Annotated in this window: 20 protein-coding genes and 3 pseudogenes; 13 read left to right on the top strand and 10 right to left on the bottom strand. The window is 40.4% G+C overall.

What is annotated here, in order from left to right:
• The first annotated feature begins 300 nt into the window (after positions 1-300).
• Positions 301-1,314 (top strand): DUF3231 family protein, encoded by a 1,014-nt coding sequence (locus IEW82_RS03460; protein ID WP_188689265.1) that lies wholly within the window; start codon positions 301-303, stop codon positions 1,312-1,314.
• Between the two features lie 90 nt (positions 1,315-1,404).
• On the opposite strand, the gene IEW82_RS03465 is transcribed toward IEW82_RS03460, so the two are convergent.
• Positions 1,405-2,223 carry a class I SAM-dependent methyltransferase gene (locus tag IEW82_RS03465; RefSeq protein WP_188689267.1) on the bottom strand — a complete coding sequence of 273 codons (819 nt, stop codon included), beginning with the start codon at positions 2,221-2,223 and terminating at the stop codon, positions 1,405-1,407.
• A gap of 154 nt (positions 2,224-2,377) precedes the next feature.
• Entirely contained in the window at positions 2,378-2,578 is a 201-nt protein-coding gene (locus IEW82_RS03470) for a cold-shock protein (RefSeq protein ID WP_188689269.1), read from the bottom strand.
• A 390-nt stretch (positions 2,579-2,968) separates the two neighbouring features.
• Here IEW82_RS03470 and IEW82_RS20345 point away from each other — a divergent pair, with 390 nt between their 5' ends.
• From IEW82_RS20345 to IEW82_RS03490, 5 genes and pseudogenes are all read left to right on the top strand, one after another.
• Entirely contained in the window at positions 2,969-3,082 is a 114-nt protein-coding gene (locus IEW82_RS20345; RefSeq protein WP_229672252.1) for a transposase, read from the top strand.
• Positions 3,083-3,240: 158 nt separating this feature from the next.
• Positions 3,241-3,339: pseudogene (locus IEW82_RS19945) on the top strand (hypothetical protein); the annotation flags it as partial.
• Between the two features lie 387 nt (positions 3,340-3,726).
• Positions 3,727-4,368, top strand: coding sequence for an FMN-dependent NADH-azoreductase (locus IEW82_RS03480; RefSeq protein ID WP_188689272.1), 642 nt, complete (start codon positions 3,727-3,729; stop codon positions 4,366-4,368).
• Between the two features lie 232 nt (positions 4,369-4,600).
• Positions 4,601-5,179 (top strand): TetR/AcrR family transcriptional regulator, encoded by a 579-nt coding sequence (locus IEW82_RS03485; protein ID WP_188689274.1) that lies wholly within the window; start codon positions 4,601-4,603, stop codon positions 5,177-5,179.
• A 389-nt stretch (positions 5,180-5,568) separates the two neighbouring features.
• Positions 5,569-6,951, top strand: a complete 1,383-nt coding sequence (locus tag IEW82_RS03490) for an MFS transporter (RefSeq protein ID WP_188689276.1) — start codon at positions 5,569-5,571, stop codon at positions 6,949-6,951.
• Positions 6,952-7,181: 230 nt separating this feature from the next.
• On the opposite strand, the pseudogene IEW82_RS20350 reads toward IEW82_RS03490, so the two are convergent.
• Both IEW82_RS20350 and IEW82_RS03495 read right to left on the bottom strand, forming a co-directional pair.
• A pseudogene (locus IEW82_RS20350) lies at positions 7,182-7,352 on the bottom strand (transposase); the annotation flags it as partial.
• A gap of 4 nt (positions 7,353-7,356) precedes the next feature.
• Positions 7,357-7,614 (bottom strand): annotated as a pseudogene (locus IEW82_RS03495) (transposase); the annotation flags it as partial.
• Between the two features lie 447 nt (positions 7,615-8,061).
• On the opposite strand from IEW82_RS03495, the gene IEW82_RS03500 reads away from it, so the two are divergent.
• The 6 genes from IEW82_RS03500 to IEW82_RS03525 all read left to right on the top strand — a co-directional run bounded on the left by IEW82_RS03500 (position 8,062) and on the right by IEW82_RS03525 (position 12,495).
• Positions 8,062-9,060, top strand: coding sequence for a Gfo/Idh/MocA family protein (locus tag IEW82_RS03500; RefSeq protein ID WP_188689279.1), 999 nt, complete (start codon positions 8,062-8,064; stop codon positions 9,058-9,060).
• Positions 9,061-9,070: 10 nt separating this feature from the next.
• Positions 9,071-9,997: an aldo/keto reductase gene (locus tag IEW82_RS03505; RefSeq protein ID WP_188689281.1), complete on the top strand. Its 927-nt coding sequence runs from the start codon at positions 9,071-9,073 to the stop codon at positions 9,995-9,997.
• 32 nt (positions 9,998-10,029) lie between these two features.
• Positions 10,030-10,236, top strand: coding sequence for an NUDIX domain-containing protein (locus tag IEW82_RS03510; protein WP_229672303.1), 207 nt, complete (start codon positions 10,030-10,032; stop codon positions 10,234-10,236).
• 195 nt (positions 10,237-10,431) lie between these two features.
• Positions 10,432-10,848: a BlaI/MecI/CopY family transcriptional regulator gene (locus IEW82_RS03515; protein ID WP_188689287.1), complete on the top strand. Its 417-nt coding sequence runs from the start codon at positions 10,432-10,434 to the stop codon at positions 10,846-10,848.
• A 2-nt stretch (positions 10,849-10,850) separates the two neighbouring features.
• A complete protein-coding gene (locus IEW82_RS03520) occupies positions 10,851-11,699 on the top strand; it encodes a M56 family metallopeptidase (protein ID WP_188689291.1) in 849 nt (282 codons plus the stop codon).
• Between the two features lie 94 nt (positions 11,700-11,793).
• Complete coding sequence (locus IEW82_RS03525) at positions 11,794-12,495, top strand: DsbA family protein (protein ID WP_188689294.1); 702 nt, start codon at positions 11,794-11,796, stop codon at positions 12,493-12,495.
• A gap of 106 nt (positions 12,496-12,601) precedes the next feature.
• Here IEW82_RS03525 and IEW82_RS03530 read toward each other — a convergent pair whose 3' ends face one another.
• Complete coding sequence (locus tag IEW82_RS03530) at positions 12,602-12,970, bottom strand: MerR family transcriptional regulator (RefSeq protein ID WP_188689297.1); 369 nt, start codon at positions 12,968-12,970, stop codon at positions 12,602-12,604.
• Between the two features lie 178 nt (positions 12,971-13,148).
• Here IEW82_RS03530 and IEW82_RS03535 point away from each other — a divergent pair, with 178 nt between their 5' ends.
• Complete coding sequence (locus tag IEW82_RS03535; RefSeq protein ID WP_188689300.1) at positions 13,149-14,162, top strand: alcohol dehydrogenase; 1,014 nt, start codon at positions 13,149-13,151, stop codon at positions 14,160-14,162.
• A 453-nt stretch (positions 14,163-14,615) separates the two neighbouring features.
• Here IEW82_RS03535 and IEW82_RS03540 read toward each other — a convergent pair whose 3' ends face one another.
• The 5 genes from IEW82_RS03540 to IEW82_RS20355 all read right to left on the bottom strand — a co-directional run bounded on the left by IEW82_RS03540 (position 14,616) and on the right by IEW82_RS20355 (position 18,528).
• Positions 14,616-16,007 (bottom strand): MATE family efflux transporter, encoded by a 1,392-nt coding sequence (locus tag IEW82_RS03540; protein ID WP_188689302.1) that lies wholly within the window; start codon positions 16,005-16,007, stop codon positions 14,616-14,618.
• Between the two features lie 280 nt (positions 16,008-16,287).
• Positions 16,288-16,419, bottom strand: coding sequence for a DUF4023 family protein (locus IEW82_RS03545; RefSeq protein ID WP_188689304.1), 132 nt, complete (start codon positions 16,417-16,419; stop codon positions 16,288-16,290).
• Between the two features lie 17 nt (positions 16,420-16,436).
• Positions 16,437-16,598 (bottom strand): hypothetical protein, encoded by a 162-nt coding sequence (locus IEW82_RS03550; RefSeq protein ID WP_188689306.1) that lies wholly within the window; start codon positions 16,596-16,598, stop codon positions 16,437-16,439.
• 528 nt (positions 16,599-17,126) lie between these two features.
• On the bottom strand, positions 17,127-17,969 hold the full coding sequence (locus IEW82_RS03555; protein ID WP_188689308.1) for an aldo/keto reductase: 843 nt from the start codon (positions 17,967-17,969) through the stop codon (positions 17,127-17,129).
• A 103-nt stretch (positions 17,970-18,072) separates the two neighbouring features.
• The gene (locus IEW82_RS20355; protein WP_373285689.1) at positions 18,073-18,528 is read right to left on the bottom strand and encodes a PTS sugar transporter subunit IIA; all 456 of its coding nucleotides are present in this window, start codon (positions 18,526-18,528) and stop codon (positions 18,073-18,075) included.
• Positions 18,529-18,538: the final 10 nt, after the last annotated feature.

An 18,538-nucleotide genomic window follows, 5' to 3' on the forward strand; every position in this document is an offset into this window, starting at 1 on the left:
TACATGATCAACGAACGGACAATAATAGAAATAACTATCCATACTATGAAGTTTATAAGGAGACATGGCATGAAAAAATATATCGTTGGTTTGTTGATCCTGCTCGTTTCAGTTGCCCTTTTCAGTAGTCAATCCAAAAAATATGTGTTTTGGTCCCATTACATAAGAAGAAAGGCTTACATATTCCTTCGACATCGTCTTCATTTTTTCAAAGGGAGATTCTCTTCTTCAAATCACATCTAGTACGGCTGAATATAGAAATGATATATAAGAGTTTGGAAAGGAGTCAGGGAGTTAAACATGTCAAAGGAAAAATCGTTTCATCAAGCCAGATTAACGGTAGCCGAGATGGGGAAGCTTTGGGCATCCTATCAGGGAAATACGATGGGCCATTGTGTGCTCAGCTATTTTAACAATCATGTGGAGGATCCAAGTATAAAGAAGATTGTCTCCAATGCTTTAAAATTAAGTGAAGCATTGGCCAAAGAAATTAAAGCTATTTTTGAACGCGATAATTTTCCTATTCCAGTGGGTTATACTGAGGAAGATGTATCTCTTGATGCACCAAGATTATATGCTGACGAGTTTTACCTTCATTATCTTCAATATACGGGAAAGGCAGGCATGAGTATTTATAGTGCGGCAATTCCTTTAGTCACCCGAGAAGATGTCCGTGACTTTTTTGTTAATTGTCTTCAAGAGACTGTCAAATTAATGACAGAGGTTAATACGCTTATGCTGGAGAAAGGCATTCTTAAAAATGCTCCATCGATAGAAACGCCAAGAAAGGTAGATTTTGTTAATAAGCAGAGCTTTTTAAATGGTTTTTTTGGAAATGTTCGTCCGCTCCATGGTCTGGAAATTGCTCATTTGTTTGGAAATATTAATAATGATGTAACAAGTAAAGCACTCATTATTGGTTTTAGTCAGGTGGCCAAAAATGAAAGGGTTCGGAAATTTTTAAATCGAGGGATTAAAATTAATCACAAGCACATTGAATTACTTTCCAACAAATTGAGTACGGACAATTTACCCTCCCCAACATTACTCGATCATTTGGTAACGCGTTCAACAACAGCACCATTCTCGGATAAACTGATGGTGTTTCATAAAATAGATATGTTTTCGATGAAGATTAGAGAATATGCCAACGGGGCATCACTGAATGGAAGGCGAGATATCAGTGCGATGTATGCACGCTGTTTATTGGATGTTTCATTATATGTAGAGGATGGGGCGCAAATCATGATAGATAAGGGCTGGATGGAGCAGCCACCGGAAACCATTGATCACGAAAAATTACAATCTAAATAAGGGCGATTTTTCATTATTACAGCCAACGTGAATCGTTAAAAAAAGAGATGTCTCTAAAAGTACTTTAAGACAACTCTCATAGACATAAATTCACTTGATACCCATACGCATACGATAGCTAAAGAGAATCTCTTTCTTTTCACCATTGAAGGCTTTAGCCACTTTCTCTTGAAATGCAGTAAAGTGCTGTTGTAGCTCACTCGAGCCTAATTTGAGCGCAGTTTGCAGATCGCCTTGGCTAAGAGCGATATTCGCATAGCGTGTTGCATCACAGATTTCCCAGTTATGAAAGACAATTTCTTTTGAAAAACGGAAGTGGCCTGACTGACGAATGTTTGTTAGGTGTTCATTTTTATTCCATTTAAAAGCATGCTTTTCTGATTCCGCAAGCTGTTTGACCTGTTCATTGGCAAGAATGAGGAGTTGACTATAGGCCTCTTCAATCTCCCAATCGAAGGCCGGTGGCCAATCACAATCATAGGCGGCAAAAATACCTCCTGGACGAAGGACTCTAGCAAATTCTTTCAGAGTCACTTGCGGCTCCATCCAATGGAAGGATTGCGAACAGGTGATAATATCTGCGGATTCAGAAGTGAGATCCAGCTGGTGAGAAAGACCCTTTATAAAATGTATCGCTTTAGGCTCTCCTTGTTCCTTCCACCGAGAAATAGCGACTTGGCGCATATCGTCACTAGGCTCAACGCCAATAATATGTTCAGCCTCATCCAGCCAAATAAAAGAAGACAGGCCTGTTCCACAGCCGACATCGATGACGGTTTGTGGGCTTTTTTTTAGGTAGGTGGTTAAAATCCTAACAACTTCTTGTGGTGCACTGGGGCGATTTTGGTTATAAAGATCACCAAATCCAGTAAAACGCTCGATATTATTGTGTTTTATCTGTTCATTCATACCGAATGCCTCCTCATCAAGAGTACCTCTGAAAACTGCTGCCATTATACCATAATACACCAATAAAGCCTATTTAGGGGCGGTCAAGAGGGTGGAGTGATAATAGAATATAAAAAAGCTCTTCCATTTGGAAGAGCTTTTTGCATAAGCATTATTAGCCTTTTACAACGTTAGTTGCTTGTGGTCCGCGTTGGCCTTCTTCGATATCGAAAGTCACAGTTTGACCTTCATCTAAAGTTTTGAAGCCGTCGCCTTGAATAGCAGAAAAATGTACGAATACATCGTCTCCACCTTCAACTTCGATAAAACCGAAGCCTTTTTCTGCGTTGAACCATTTAACTGTACCTGTGTTCATTGTATAACCTCCTGGTGCGTCATTCGCACGATATTTACTATTACTGCTCATACTATTCAAGACAAAATAACGGATTAGGTATATCTCGTATCTATCATCATATGCCGAACAACAATTAGTAAACTAAGTATAGCACATCCTCATAGAAAAAGATAGCCTTCATTTTAAATAAATATTCCTTTAGCTATTGATTATTAATGAATTAAAAAAATTATGATAAATAAGTGCGGGGGGTAAACATGGATGGAGATGAATTGAAGGAGAATATTTCCAATATATTTTTAGCTTCGTTTTAATTTCCAAGTGCGAGGTCTAACTCCACCGTCTTTAGACGGTATCAGCTTTTAGCCTTTCCCTAGCGTGTCCATATTTAAGAATGAGGTGAATAGTATGGCCGGCTATAGAAAGACGAGTCATGCAGTTTATGATATAAAGTACCATGTCATTTGGGTAACAAAATATAGATATAAGATATTACATGGTCCCATTGCAGTAAGAACATGAGAGTTAATTAGATAAGGGTGCGAGGCAAGAGGCATCACCATCTTACAAGGAAGCGTTGGAAAGGAAGATCTTCCAGACTCCTACAAGATCAATTTCCAGACCTCAAAAGGAAATACTAGGGACAACATTTATGGGCAAAAGGCTACTTTTACGCCACAGTAGGGGCTGTGACAGAAGAAACTGTTAGAAATTATATAGCCAATCAATTCAATGATGAGAGAAACGACGACATATTCAAGATTGACGAAAGAGTTTAGTCGAAATTTAGTTGGCTTAAGCTTAACGGCTTTGAGATGACTTCAATCTTAGGAAACGACTTTAGTCGTCGACATTTATGTCCAAATCCACCTGCTTTAGTAGGTGGTCGTTTAAATTAAGGGGCTACTTGGCTTTCAAATTTAGTCGTATTTTTTGATCCTTTCCCTCTATCCCTCTTACTCTTTTAAAAATGGAGGTATTGATCTTAACTTATTAAACAATTTCATTGATCTGTCGTATAGCCAACACAAGAAAGAGTATATTGGTTGATGTCAATGAAAAATCTCTTTAATATAAGATCAGGAAATACGGGTGAACGCATAGAAGGGATAGTTCAGTTGCCATCCGTAACTCCTTAATTATTTAATCATGCAGGAGGATCTAGTGTGAATATATTAGTTGTAAAGGCGAATAATCGCCCTGCCACAGAGGCGATTTCAAGTAAGATGTATGAGACATTTATGGAGGGAATACAAGGAGCGGAGCATCTCAATGTAACCACTTTTGATGTGTTTGAAGAAGATATGCCCTACTTTGGACAAGATTTGTTTAATGCCTTTGAGAAATTAAGTAATGGCAGTGCGCTTTCTGATGTTGAACAGCGTTTGCTGGCAGCCAAGCAAAAAGCAAAGGATGCAGTTGAAGCAGCAGATGTCCTTGTCTTTGTTTTCCCATTATGGAATTTTACTATTCCAGCTAAATTGCAAACCTTTATTGATTACATTGCGGAAGCTGGTTTTACTTTTAAGTATGATGAGGTGGGCAATGTAAGTCACCCATTAGAGGATAAAAAGGTGATTTTACTTAACGCGCGTGGTGGTGTTTATTCGCTACCGGAAACGGCTCCTACTGAAATGGCAGTAAACTACATGCATACGATGTTTGGCAGTTTATTTGGTATGAACATGTTTGATGAAGTGATCATCGAAGGTCATCAAGCGATGCCAGACAAAAGAGATACTATTATTGAAGAAGGACTTCAGAAAGTGTCCGAGCTTGCTTCACGCATAGTCTCTCAATCTATTTAATCAACACTTATAACGTTCATCAAGGGAAGCTAGACCTTGGTGAACGTTTTTTCGGTAGAGACAGTCATCCTATAACTTGTTAAAAAACATAGTTAAATTGTTCAGGAAGTGAAGGTGTTGGCGAGATGACAGGTCCAACGATAGTGAGTTAATAAGTATAAAATATTATGTTAGTTATTTTCTTTACCGATCGTTCTCATTATGATAATATGTGTTCAAGGAGGGACACAAAATGGCGAGAAACAAGGAATATGATGAAGGTGCTGTTCTAGACAAAGCCATGAAACTCTTTTGGGAGCAGGGCTATGAAAAAACTTCTATGGCTGATCTTGTTGAACACATGGGCATCCACCGCAGAAGCATTTATGATGCGTTTACAGATAAGCATACCTTGTTTCTAAAAGTGATGGATCGTTTTGGTGAAAAAGTGAGAGCTGATGTGCAGGCAGGGATAAAACAAGCAGAAACAGCTGAGGGAGCCATCGAATTTATATTTGATTACATATTAGATGGAGAAGAGGGTATGCCTCCTGGATGCTTGTTTGTGAATTCAGTAGTAGAATTGGCGATTCGCGATGCGGATGTAGATCTCAAAACTAGACATGCCTTTATTCGATCAGAACAATTAATTGAAGAGGTTGTAAGGCGGGGACAGGAGTCTGGGGAGTTTAACAAACAACACAGTGCAGCACATTTTGCTGAATATCTTAATAATGTTTTGACAGGTTTAAGAGTAATGATCCGAACTTCTTTGGATAAGGAAAAGCTTCAGCGGATTTCTAAACTATCTATATCTGTTTTGAAAAAGTAGTTTTTTTATGATTTTAGAAAGATTATTTGTATATTATGAATAAAAAAATGATATGAAATAAAGCTAGAGTATTGTGGATTAATAACACATCTACCCCTATCTTTATTTTTTTATGATATTCGAGAATGATCGTTCTATAATATGTGATTCTCTTTTGAAAGAGGGGGAGCAAATAAATAGCGATAGGTATAAAAATTCTGTGTGGATGTTCTAGCATTAGATCTTCAGAGTGATGAAATGACTTTTAGAGAGGAATTATGAATAATTTTTTATTTATTTTAGAATGATCATTCTCTAATGGTTAAAAACGAGAGTACAGGTAAATGCCAATACTTTACGGCAAAACAAGGGATTGGCTTGCTACAATAAATGAACAAAGGAGAAGATGTATGGCTCAATCTAAAAATTTGGAATATGACATTTCTGAAAATGCACTTCGGAAGGAAACCTTTTTATTAGTCTTATTAGCCTTGTCCATCATGATTGTTACCATGAATACAACGATGTTTAATGTGGCTTTACCCTTGATCACCAAAGAATACGGGATGTCAGCTCCTGCGTCCTCTTGGATCGTGACGGGTTATTCAATCTTGTTTGCTATTTCGTCGATAACCTTTAGTCGTTTATCTGACTTTGTCCCAATACGGCGCTTGTTTATTCTCTCACTTAGTATACTGAGTGCCGTTTCTATTGTTGGACTATTTTCTGATAGCTATCCGATGTTGCTTTTGGTTCGGTTACTTCAGGCAGCGGTAGCTGGAGCCATTCCTTCACTTTGCTTAGTATTTACCTCGCGATATATCCCTGTTAGGCGAAGAGGGAAGTTTGTTGTAAATCTAATTGCGGCAGTGTCACTAGGACTTGGATTAGGTCCAGTGGTTGCTGGAGTAATTATTGAAGATTGGAACTGGCAGGATCTATTTTTTGTAACAGCAGCACCTCTGATTTTGATTCCGTTTCTAGCGATGGAACTTCCAAGAGAACAACCAGAGAAGGGTACTTTTGATATTTTTGGAGCGATTCTCATAGGAATCGGGACGACAGGACTTCTCATGTTCGTTACAAATGACTATTGGATAGCGCTTTTTGTTGGACTATGTGCGCTTTTTTTATTTGTTGTTCATATCTTTAAGAACCGTGATCCTTTTATTCAACCTAAATTATTCAGACATCGAACATATTTAACACTAGTGGCTATCGGAGTTGCTGCTTATATGTGCAATTTTGCAAACTTGTTTCTGATGCCGCAGGTCCTTATTAATCTTCATGGATTAAGTACAATCAGTGCTGGGCTAATCATTTTTCCAGGGGCACTTGTCTCTGTATTGCTTCCTCGCCTAGCGGGTAAGAGGCTTGAGAGGTTGGGGAATGCGATGATGATTTGCATTTTTTCCTTTATGATGCTGGCTTCAACCATTTTGTTTGCATTATTTGCTAGTCATTCTTATATGGCTATTTTGTTCATTTATATGCTGATGAGCACAGGATTTACTTTTGTAACTGGAGCAGTGTCCAATGAGGTTTCCCAACAGATTGAGCATCGCTTAGTCGGTTCCGGAATGGGGCTGCTACAGCTCCTTCAATTCTTCAGCGGCGCGTTTGGAGTGGGTATTACTGCCAAGTTTATGTCATGGCAGAAGGAAGTCCCATTTGGGCAAGTTTACAGCCATGTATATTGGGGAATGCTTGCTCTAGTTATCCTCGCGATTGTACTTATTTCTATGTACTTACTGCAGAATAGGGCAAAAATTAAGGCAGTTGGTGAGCGTTAAATATAAACCTGATTTATTCATCCTTCAAAGAAAAACGAGATTTCAGTTCAAGACCAAACTATATTAGGAATAATATTGAGAAAGTCACTGCGATGAAGCAATAAAATGATCGTGCACTAAAAAGTTATCTGTTTTTGGGCATACTTTTCCCTTGGCGCGAAAATAAATGTTGAAATTGGGNGCTTCGGACACGTGCTGTTCCCGTAGGAGTCTCCCGCCATACGCTCCAATCACTCGAGTTTGAGCCTTTGAATGCGCTGTAGTATGTCCCCAAAAAATGTGTGATAAACAAAGCTGGAAGATAACTTGAAGGACAATGATCGACCTGACTTTACTCATTTGCTGGCCACTTTAATGATCTTTGTCCGTATCGTTTGAATCTGCATATTTTTTTGTCCCTCTAGATTGATCAGCCGCATCATCTTCGGAATATCTGGCAATCATTTGATAGAGTTTTTGGCGAATCAGCTGTTCATTCGCATGAACAAAGTAATGCCTTTCATCCTTTAGTTTGAGGTGTTGAATCAAAGGTTGGGAGAAATCCACTTTTTCGTCGCATTCTCGGAATATGAACTCACCTGTATCGGAGGAAAGGGCTCCTCCATCATTTGACAATTTCATTCTACGATTGAAATCATGCGTTATTTGCGGTAAAGGAGCCATTATAAGAAGCCTTTCTGATGGTTATTTCGTCGATGTTTTAACCTTATCAGAAACGGGTTTTTTTCATTTAGTTGATGCGTTGAAATACAGAATAAACCACTTGATAGATAAGCCTTTTTACTCGTGTTTTGGGAACTTCTATGAATAGTCTAGGATAAGTATTGTTTTGAGCGCGTTGCTTCAGAATATGAAGTAATGCGCTTTTGGTATTCTGCGTGAACATACTCAAGTACTAGGCATTCCAGCAATTGATTTAGAATAAAGATAATCGCTTTCACTGAATCTAATAAAAGAGTTAATGCTCCTTATATTAGATGAACGTGATGCAGGAAGATTATATAAAAAGCAATAAAAAAATTAAAACATTATAGAGCAATAGACTTATATTTTTGGAGTACGTCTAATATAATGATAGAAAGCGTACATTTATACTATAGGAGGAAGCGAATGAAGAAGATTAGATGGGGGATTATTGGAAGTGCGGGCATTGCCAAACGGTCAGTGATCCCTGGGATTCAGCAATCAGAGACAGGGGAAGTTGTCGCCCTTGCCAGTCGCAGTTTAGAAAAGGCCCAGGATACCGCAAAGGAACTATCTATACCACAAGCCTATGGCAGCTATGAAGCGTTGCTCAATGATCCTAATGTTGACAGCGTTTACATACCGTTACCTAATCATTTGCATAAAGAATGGACGATTCACGCGGCTGAAGCGGGTAAGCATGTTCTATGTGAAAAACCTGCTGCTCTTAACGCTGCGGAGGCTGAGGAAATGGCAGCGGCATGTGAAAAAGCCAATGTTGTTTTCGCGGAAGCTTTTATGTATCGTTATCATCCACGCTATGCGCTGATTCGCGAGATGATTCACTCTGGTGAAATGGGTGAACTTCGTGGCATCCACGCGACCTTTACCTTTAATAATGCAGGAGATAAAGGGAATGTGCGTTATAAAAAAGCTTGGGGTGGAGGGTCATTATATGATGTGGGTGTCTATCCTATCAGCGTTGCTCGTATGCTCCTTGAGGAGGAGCCCCAGGCTGCAACGGTTCATGCGCTTTTCTCTGATGCACATGATGATGTGGATATGATGGCTTCGGGGCTTCTCGAATTTAATCGAGGTGTTGCGCTGACCTTTGATTGTGGCATGTGGGCCGCTGGCAGAAATACACTTGAAGTTATTGGGACGGAAGGTAGGATCGAGGTGCCATCCGCATTTGTTGTTCAACAAAATCAGCAGGATAACTTTTTTGTTATCACAAAGGACGGACGCCGAGAAGTCGATGTCCCGAAGGTCAATCAATATGCCTTGCAAGCGGATGCGCTAGGAAGAAGCATTCTCGATGGTGCCCCCTTACCTTATCCTGCGCATGATGCCATTTTAGATATGAAGGTGCTCGATGCTTGTTTGACATCGGCTAGAGAACGCCGCCGTGTCAAAATAGAATAGGAGGGGAATCGTGAAAACAATTCAGATTACGGGCTGTGAAAAGCCTGTGACCACACTTATTCAGGGATCAGACTATTTTAGACCAAGCCATTATGATGTTGTGCGCACAGTATTGGACCGCTTCTTTGCCATCGGCGGGAATACGATTGATACCGCGCATATCTATTGTGGTGGTGAAAGTGAAATCGCTATTGGGCAATGGTTAAGAGAGAGAGGAAATCGCGAAGAGGTAGTCATTCTAACTAAAGGTGCGCATCATGATCATACTGGACCACGAGTTAATCCTGAAGCGATATCAAGTGACCTCTTTACCAGCCTAGAGAGACTTGGCACGGATTATATCGATTTGTATGCCTTGCATCGTGATGATCCGAATGTTCCTGTCGCCGTCATTATTGAGGCTTTGAATGCACATATTGAGGCAGGGCGCATCAAGGCTATTGGAGGGTCTAATTGGACAACAGCCCGTTTAGAAGAGGCTAATACTTATGCTGAAAAAAATGGTTTAGTTGGGTTTACTTTTAATAGTCCCAATCTAAGCTTAGCCAAAGCACAAGAGCCTTATTGGGAAGGCTGTATTTCTGCAGATGCTGCTTATTGTGAATGGCATAAAGCGCAGCAAATGCCGCTGCTCTCATGGTCCTCTCAAGCTCGGGGCTTCTTCACAGGACGTTTCACACCGGAGGATCGTAGCAATGAAGATCTTGTTCGTGTTTTCTATAATGAAGCTAACTGGGAAAGATTGCGCCGGGCAGAATCTCTTGCTAAAGATAAGGGGGTTACAACTATTCAAATTGCCCTAGCTTATGTCATCAATCAGCCGTTCCCAACCGCTGCAATTATTGGTGCGCAAAATGAAGAGGAGTTATCCTCTTGTAATGAAGGCTCCGAAATTGTGCTAGCTGAAGACGAATGGCATTGGTTAGAGCATGTCTAATCAATAAAAAATAAAGAAAGCTTAGATTGTACGTGTTTCCTGGTGGTGGCATTAAAGCAGGAGAAATGCCTGAAGAGGCAGCCATGCGAGAAGCCTATGAGGCATTAGGCATGCGCGTTAAACTGGAAAGGTGTTTAACGACAGTCGCGTATCAGGGGACACAGTATTTTTTTGGGGCTAAACGACAAGCAGGGCTTTGGGGGTACGGGCGATGGAGCAGAATTTACGGACCCTCATAGAATTAGGGGGAGCTATCAGCCTGTATGGGTAATTTTAGATCGTCTCTTTCATCTAAACATTAAACGTTTTGTAGTGGCTCGCGAATTCAAGAGTTTTTTTAGTTTAGGAAATAGGAGGCAAATATAGTCTTCAAAATGAAAAGACTTGATCTTTGTAAGTGATGGCACTACAATCTGTAGTGGAGGGTTTTATAAATGACGATTAAAAATTTTAAATATGATCAGGTCGGCCTGGATCGTTTCTTTGGTCCTTTAGAGGCTAAGATTATGGATTACTTATGGGCAAAAGAAAGTGAGCAATCGATCAAACAGGTTCAGCAACATCTAGAGAAGGACAAGCCTATCAATTTTAACACTGTGATGACTGTCATGAAGCGATTGGTTGATAAAGGAATTTTAATGAAAAGAACAGAAGGACGTCTCTCGCTCTTCCGCCCTGTTCAATCTAAGAAAGCCTTCATTGATGAGCAGTCAAAGCAATTAACAGAAACTCTTTTGGACGAATTTGGTGGTGTTGTCATTAATCATATGCTTGATGCGATGGAAGATGTGGATGAGGATTTACTAGCCAAGCTTGAACAGAAAATACACTCTCTTAAAAAGGAACATTGATAATGTGGAAAAAAAGAGCGTTGTACCTATTTGGCATAGGGGTGTTGATGGCGGGGATTGTCTGGGGGCAAATGGGGATGTATGTCCTGCATTTGTTATTTGGCATACGACTTCCTCTCAATTTCTTTGATTTTTGTCTCGGTCTTTTTATAAAACATTCTGTTTACTATATGCTGATTCTGTCTTTACTGAATGCGTGGGTTACTTATAGTTTTTTAGCTATTTTCATGGGGGGCATCATGCACTCTATTCGATCGAAGCGATTTAAGGCGAGGTTGTCTCGACTTGTGAATATTGAATTAACAAATGTGATCAGCCAAAGGTTCGAATTAAACAGGCATCAATTGATCGTGATTGATCAGAAGGATATATCGGCCTTTACAGTTGGATTACGCCGACCGCTGATTGTCGTTAGCACAGGTTTATTGACATTACTTGATCCGCAAGAGCTTCAAGCTGTGATGAAACACGAGCTCAGTCATCAACAGCATGTCGACCCTTTAAAGCTTTTTATTCTTGAACAGATATCGAGATCTCTGTGGTTTATTCCTCTAGCAAAGTGGCTGTATCATAATTATAAAATTATCTGTGAATTGGCGGCTGATGAATTTGCGATAAGGAAGACGGGATCAGAGTTAGGTCTTAGCAAGGCGCTACTTAAATTGATCAATCATTGTCCTAGGCGGATGCCTTCGCCAGTTGTTGTGCCATTTGCTGATACAGCAGTGAATTATCGTTTACAGCATTTGCTGGAGCCAAGGTATAGCATTCCGTTACGGCTGAACACACAGTCACTCCTCTTGTCGCTTTTTGCGATGAGTATGAGTGCGCTTATAGTGGCAGTGGTCTGACTCTGTCACTTATTTTTACTCCTTTACACTACGTTGTGTAGTGTTGTTTGAGGGTTCTATTTACAAAAAATCTATCAACGAATGAGGTGTCATTATGGCCACGAAGAAAAAGGGAAAACAAGTTAAGAAAACTCATACAAAGAAGCGAGGCGCTCGAATATGGATTTTTGCAGCTATTGGAGTGTTTGCTGTCGCACTTATCGTTCTTTTAGTTGTAGGGAACGTCCAAAACGGTCAAACAACCTTTGATTATACAGGACAGCCTTACTTAGGAGATAAACATGCGCCAGTAAAAATTGTGGAATTTGGTGATTATAAATGCCCTTACTGCAAGAACTTTAATGAAACAGCTTTTCCTGACATGCAAAAGGATCTTGTGGACACGGGAAAGGCTACCTTCTACTTTATGAATGATCCATTTATCTATACGGATTCCTCAAGAGCGGCTTTATTTGCTGAGACTGTCTATCACAAATTAGGCAATAAGGTGTTCTGGCAGTTTCATGATGAGCTATACGCCAGGCAACCAGACGGGGCAAAGTATGAACAAATGGATGTTTATAAGCCAGCCTTTTTAGAAAAAACATTGAAAACAGTGACCAACGAAACGAATGTTAATAAAGTTGTTAAAGCATTTAATGCAGGCACATATAAGAAGGGGTTGAAAACGGATCAATCTTATGTGAAGAAATTAGGGATACAAGGCACCCCTGCCTTTTATGTCAATGGAAAAGCGTTTAAAGGTACAACCTATGATGAACTCATCGATATGGTCAATAAAGCAGCAAAAAAATAAGGGACAAAGAATGGAGAGGGACGGGGCGATACCTGTCCCTATTGTTATGGGTATATTTGCCTTCGAGTGACCTCTAACTCATGAGGTTTTATTCCAAAATTGTTCCTTAGGAAAGGATATCAGTTCTGTTCGAATTATAAAAAGCAACCTTTAAATCGATGATGTTGAGATTTTTCTTTAATTCACTGATTTGTCGCATGACTTCTTTACGATGATCTAAAATGATTTGCTTTCGGGTGTCGAAGGTTTCATCACCTTCCATGAGTAAGTCAATATAATGTTTGATGTCTTTGATTGGCATCCCGGTATTTTTTAAACAACAAATCAGCTTTACAATTTCCAAATCGTCTTCGGAAAACATGCGATTGCCAGTTTTATTTCTTGAAATAAATGGGAGGAGGCCTTCTTTGTCGTAGAATCGTAAAGTATGCGCGGATAAATCGCATATTTGAGCCACTTCATTAATCGTATACATTGCTTCTTGTCACCCCCAAAATTTTTTATCTTGACTTAGATATAACTCTAAGTAATACCATTAGTATAAACCATGGGTGATGAATTTCAAGTTCACCTTAGGGGAGCATTCATGAAGTGAATGTAAGCTGACGTTGGCACCCATAGTTTAAAACTGAGTAAAAAAAGGAGCAATGACAATGGTATTAATGAAAGCAGCACAAATATCCCGCCCAGGCGGTTCATTTGAAATTGTAGAAAGAGAGATTCCAGAGCCGGATAAAGGCCAAGTCCGCATTAAAGTTGAGGCTTGTGGTGTTTGTCACAGTGATTCGTCGGTGAAGGATGGTCTCGTACCGGGGATTGTCTATCCACGCATTCCAGGCCATGAGGTAGCTGGCTATATTGACGCTGTGGGGCAAGGGGTGACTAACTGGAAAGAAGGTCAGCGTGTCGGAGTCGGCTGGCATGCGGGACATTGCCACGAGTGTGACGCTTGTCGCAGAGGGGACTTTATCAATTGTGAGCATGGTTTAGTCAGTGGTCTCTCTTATGATGGGGGATATGCAGAATATATGGTAGCTCCTCAAGAGGCCTTGGCCTTGATCCCTGACCAGCTTAGAGCTGTAGAAGCAGCACCGCTTCTTTGTGCAGGAATCACGACTTACAATGCTTTGCGCAAAAGTGGGGCAAAAGCTGGGGATGTTGTTGCCGTTCAAGGAATTGGTGGATTAGGTCATTTAGGCATACAATTTGCTAATAAAATGGGCTTTAAGACCATTGCTATTTCCGGAGGCAGTGATAAAGAAGCGCTTGCCAAGCAACTTGGTGCTCATCACTATATTGATGCCAGTGCGCAGGATATTGGTGAGGCATTAGGTGCTTTTGGTGGGGCACAGGTTATTCTTGCGACCGCTCCAAATGGTAAAGCAGCCTCAGAGCTTGTAAATGGCCTGAATAATAATGGAAAGCTGATCATTGCCTCAGTCATGGGAGAACCGATTGAGATTAATCCATTTGTGTTCTTCGGTACAAGAAAATCAGTACAAGCCTGGAATAGTGGTTCGTCGATCGACTCACAAGACACCTTGAATTTTAGTGCCTTATCGGGAGCAAAGCCTATGATCGAAACCTTTGATTTGGAACAATTAAATGAGGCTTATGATGAAATGCTGAAAGGGAAGACAAGATTTCGTGCGGTCATTCAGTTTTAAGTAGGAGACAATAGGGGAAGGGGACTTTGTCCCCCTGTACCTGTCCCTAATGTCAAACAGATGCCACATGAAGGAGATACTATATTAATTATTTTATTTTGGCTGTTAAGAGGATATGCTGACATATTGCCAATGGGAGTTATTAATTTTATGAAGCATAGGCTGGCAGTTGCATTACCTTACAGCAATTAATAGAGGATATAGATTGACTATACGATCGACCTAGTCTTACCTTTTCGGCATTAATTTAGAGAAAGTGATAAGAATAGGTGGATTAAATGGGAATTTTATACAAAAATTATAACTTTAGATCCAACATAATAACCTTTGCTAACAAGAGCACTTTTCAAATAGAAAAATGCTCTCTAACCTTACTCCAAGGTTCACTTCGTTTTCCCCCTGTAGGTTTGTAGAATATAAGCTTGGGCTCTACGATCATGAATGCATAGATGTTTAGCTCACAGGGAGTACTTCATCCTCTTTTTTATCAGTAGGCGATTGAAACGTGCGAATCCAGCGATAACGATTGACTTTTACAATAGCAACAAAGCATTTTAAAATCTGATCGGACTTGAGACAAATAAAAACCATTAGTGGTGAAAGGTGCAAGGCAAAGGCACATAAGGATGAGGCTGGAAGGACAATCAACCACATAAAAATACTATCATTGTACAGTACAAAGCGCGTATCTCCTCCCGCACGGACAATGCCTGTCAAAGCCGGCATCTGATAAGCCGTTCCACAGACTGTGATGGAAAGCACGATCATGAACTGTAGCGAAAGGTCGCGAGCTTCTGCTGTAATTGAATAAAAATCGAGTACGAAATCCTTTAGAATAAAAAGAATGAGACCGGTAAAAAGTCCAAATGCGAGATATAGGATCTGAAGTGTTTTGGCATAGGCCCTAATTTTATCCATATCCCCCTTGCCAATGGTTTTGCCAATTACAACAGTGGTGGCATTCGCAGAGGCATAAATTCCCACCGTTACAATGCCAAAGAGGGTCGTTGCGATACTGTTTGCGGCAATTGCGGTACCTCCCATATGCCCCAAAATAGCGGTTTGTATGGCCATCGCAACACCCCAAATAAAATTGGACATAAGGATGGGGGACCCGATCTTAATGTATTGTTTTAGCAACTCTTTTTCCATCTTAAAGAAATCATGTAGTTTTAACATAAGCTTCCGGTCAAAGCGTTTAACGTAGAGACAAATGATCACGAGCTCGATGATTCTTGCTGCTAATGTGGCGATGGCGGAGCCTTTTATACCCAGCTCTGGAAAACCTAAATGGCCATAAATTAAAAGGTAGTTCAGACAGATGTTAATGATCAGCGTAGAGGAGGACAGGATAAACCCAATTTTTACTGTCTCTACACTTCGGAGTGTTGCAAGCAGTATGTTGGTTATGGCAAAAAAGATATAGGAAAAGCAGATTATCTGTACATATTTTGTTCCTTCGTGGATCACGCTCGTATCGTTAGTAAATAAAGCCATGCAGCCTTCAGGAAAGAAAAAGACAACCGCCCATATGATTAAACCGACGAGGATAGACAGGCGCATGCCAATGCTAGCGATTTTTTTTATGGAAGGGATATCCTTGGCCCCCCAATATCTTGAAGCCATAATGACCAAACCTTCTCCTACACCCATCACCAGCATTTGCAGCACAAACTGAATTTGATTAGCAAGCGCGACCCCAGATAGTGCAGATTCACTATATCCGCCTACAAGGAAGTTATCGGACAGGTTAACGCCAAATGTAATCATATTCTGGAGGCCAATGATGATGGTTAAGGCAAAGAATGAGTGATAAAATGGCTTTTCACGGACGAATAAGCTCATAAGTAGAACCTTCTTTATATTAGATTGTCATTGCATAAATTGCTCTAAATACAAATTGTTAACGTTATCATAAAAGGGGTTTAAAAGAAGCTGCTGCTGATTAGTGCAACGTGTAACGCCTTCCTTTTTACTTTTTATAGAGATAGTGTGATTTTATCAGATTATTAATAAAAAACAAGAATTTTGCATCGTTTATTTTTCCTGCACTATAGTACTTTGCAAGGGCAAAAGAAAAGGACAGCTCCCTTGTTGTTCATCAACAAAAGAAGTGTCCAGAGACTCATTTATTAGTGCTGTGCTGTTTGCCCGGGAGCTGACGATTGTCATGCCCTTTGTTTTGCCGCTTTTCGTTTTTCTCAGCTTTCGCTTGACGCTCATGTATTTTTTCCACAAATTCATGCGTGTCTTCCATACCGTGTTCCTCCTAGGTTATCCTTGGCTATCTTCACTATTTTTGTGTGCCTCGTAGGTTGCAAAATCGGCAACGACTCTTCCAGACTTATCTGGGGTCTTCTCCTCAGTCATTGATGTGTTAAGACCATTTTCTGGGTGTCCCTTTTTCTTATGATTAAAGCTTTTACCTCGACCCATCCTCATTTTCTCCTTTCCTAATTTTAGTTTAGTTTTAGCCAACATTGCGAATTTATAACTGTAAGGTTTTTACTTTTAATGAGATTGCGTCGTGCATTAAGAAATTTTACTTATTCGTTTTAACTTTGTACCTTTTTAAATCATACAAAGTCGCAGATGAGAGAGGCTACGTTTCCATAGGGAACATCAGCATAGGACTGAAAAAGGGTGGGATAAAACTAAAATAGACACTCTAATAGCAAACGATAGGATTTTGAAAATTGACAGGAAGAACAGAAGTGCAGCCACTCCTATGGGGAAAAGCACATGGCCACTAAGAAGTTCCCTTTTCTTATTTTTATGGTGTAGAAAAAGAAGGTCTTTCGGGGGTCCCGATTGTATGTCGGAGGCGGTGCCAGTGGAAAGTGGAATGTTTGATGGAGCGCTTTATGACTCCATCAAAAAGCCGAACGCATTCACCAATTCTATGCGTTCGACTTCTCTATGAGCTTCAATACTTCTGTTCCAGCCTCTTTAAAATTCTTAGCATTAAAATTCCTCGTAAGTCGCTGGATCTTGGTTTTTTAGGCGACCATCGGAGTGAGAGAGGTCAGAAATTTTCTTCATTTCAGCTTCATCTAAAGAAAAATCAAAAATGGAGATATTCTCAAGCTGACGCTTTGGAGAAGCAGACTTTGGAATGGAAATGTCCCCGAGTTGATAATGCCAGCGCAAGATGATCTGCGCTATCGTTTTTTGATGGTGCTGAGCAATATGTTGGAGAACAACATTGTCCAGGATTTCACTTGCTCGTGCTAAAGGACTCCAGGACTCTGTTACAACTTGACGCTCCTGGTGCCAGCTTCTTTGAGCCTCTTGATTGAAAAAGGGGTGCAATTCGATCTGATTGATGCTTGGCATCACTCCAGTTTCGGTTTCTAAACGCTCAAGATGCTCAGGGAGGAAATTGCAGACACCGATAGAACGAATGAATCCCCATTTTTGGGCGTCAATTAAAGCCTGCCAGGCTTCTACATATTGGTCTTGTTTTGGGTTAGGCCAGTGGATCAAATAGAGATCATAATAGTCAAGGTTAGCGCGATATAAAGACTCCTGGATGGTCGTAACCGCTTTGTTATAGGAGTGGTAGCGTCCAGGCAATTTTGAGGTAATCTTGAGTGCGTGTCGAGGAATAGACGTGCGTCTGATGGCTTCTCCGACAGTGCCTTCATTTTCGTAATTATAAGCAGTATCAATGAGTCGATAGCCGATATCAATGGCGTTTACGATGGCATTGGCTCCTTCATTCCCATTGAGATTATATGTACCAAGGCCGATAACAGGTAACGTCATGCCATCATGAAGGGTGATCTCAGGAATTGATGGTTTCAAAACATAGCACTCCCTTTCATTTTTGTTTTAGGTTAACACATTTGTAATCGCTTGTATAATGGAAGCCACCGTTTATTCTGAACGGTGGCTTTTGGACAATGAATTAGGCAATTTCCTTTAAAAGGGTTATGACTTCGTCTTTGTTCTCAGCATGGATGAGGGCCTCTCTAAAGTCTTCGTCCATCAATTTTCGAGAGAGCATTTGCAGAATTTTTAAATGTGTGTCGCCAGCAGCTTTTTCTGGGACAGCTATCATAAAGATCAAGTTGGCTTTTGTTCCGTCAATGCTCTGCCAGTCAACGCCCTCCTTTTTAAGACCAAAGGCAACGCGTGGGGCTTCAACAGCCTTCGATTTTCCATGGGGAATAGCGATGCCGTAGCCGATGCCTGTACTGGATTCCTTTTCGCGCCCATCTAAGGCTTTACGGAATTTTTTCTTCTTTTTGATGACGCCTGTGGCATCAATTTTATCAACGAGCTCGTCCATCACTTCGTCTTTGCTATTTCCCTGAAGCTCCATTATGATTAAGTCTTCACTCATTAGATCAAATAATCCCATTATACGTCAA

The organism is Pullulanibacillus camelliae, from assembly GCF_014642655.1.
GTDB classification, from domain to species: Bacteria; Bacillota; Bacilli; order Bacillales; family Sporolactobacillaceae; genus Pullulanibacillus; species Pullulanibacillus camelliae.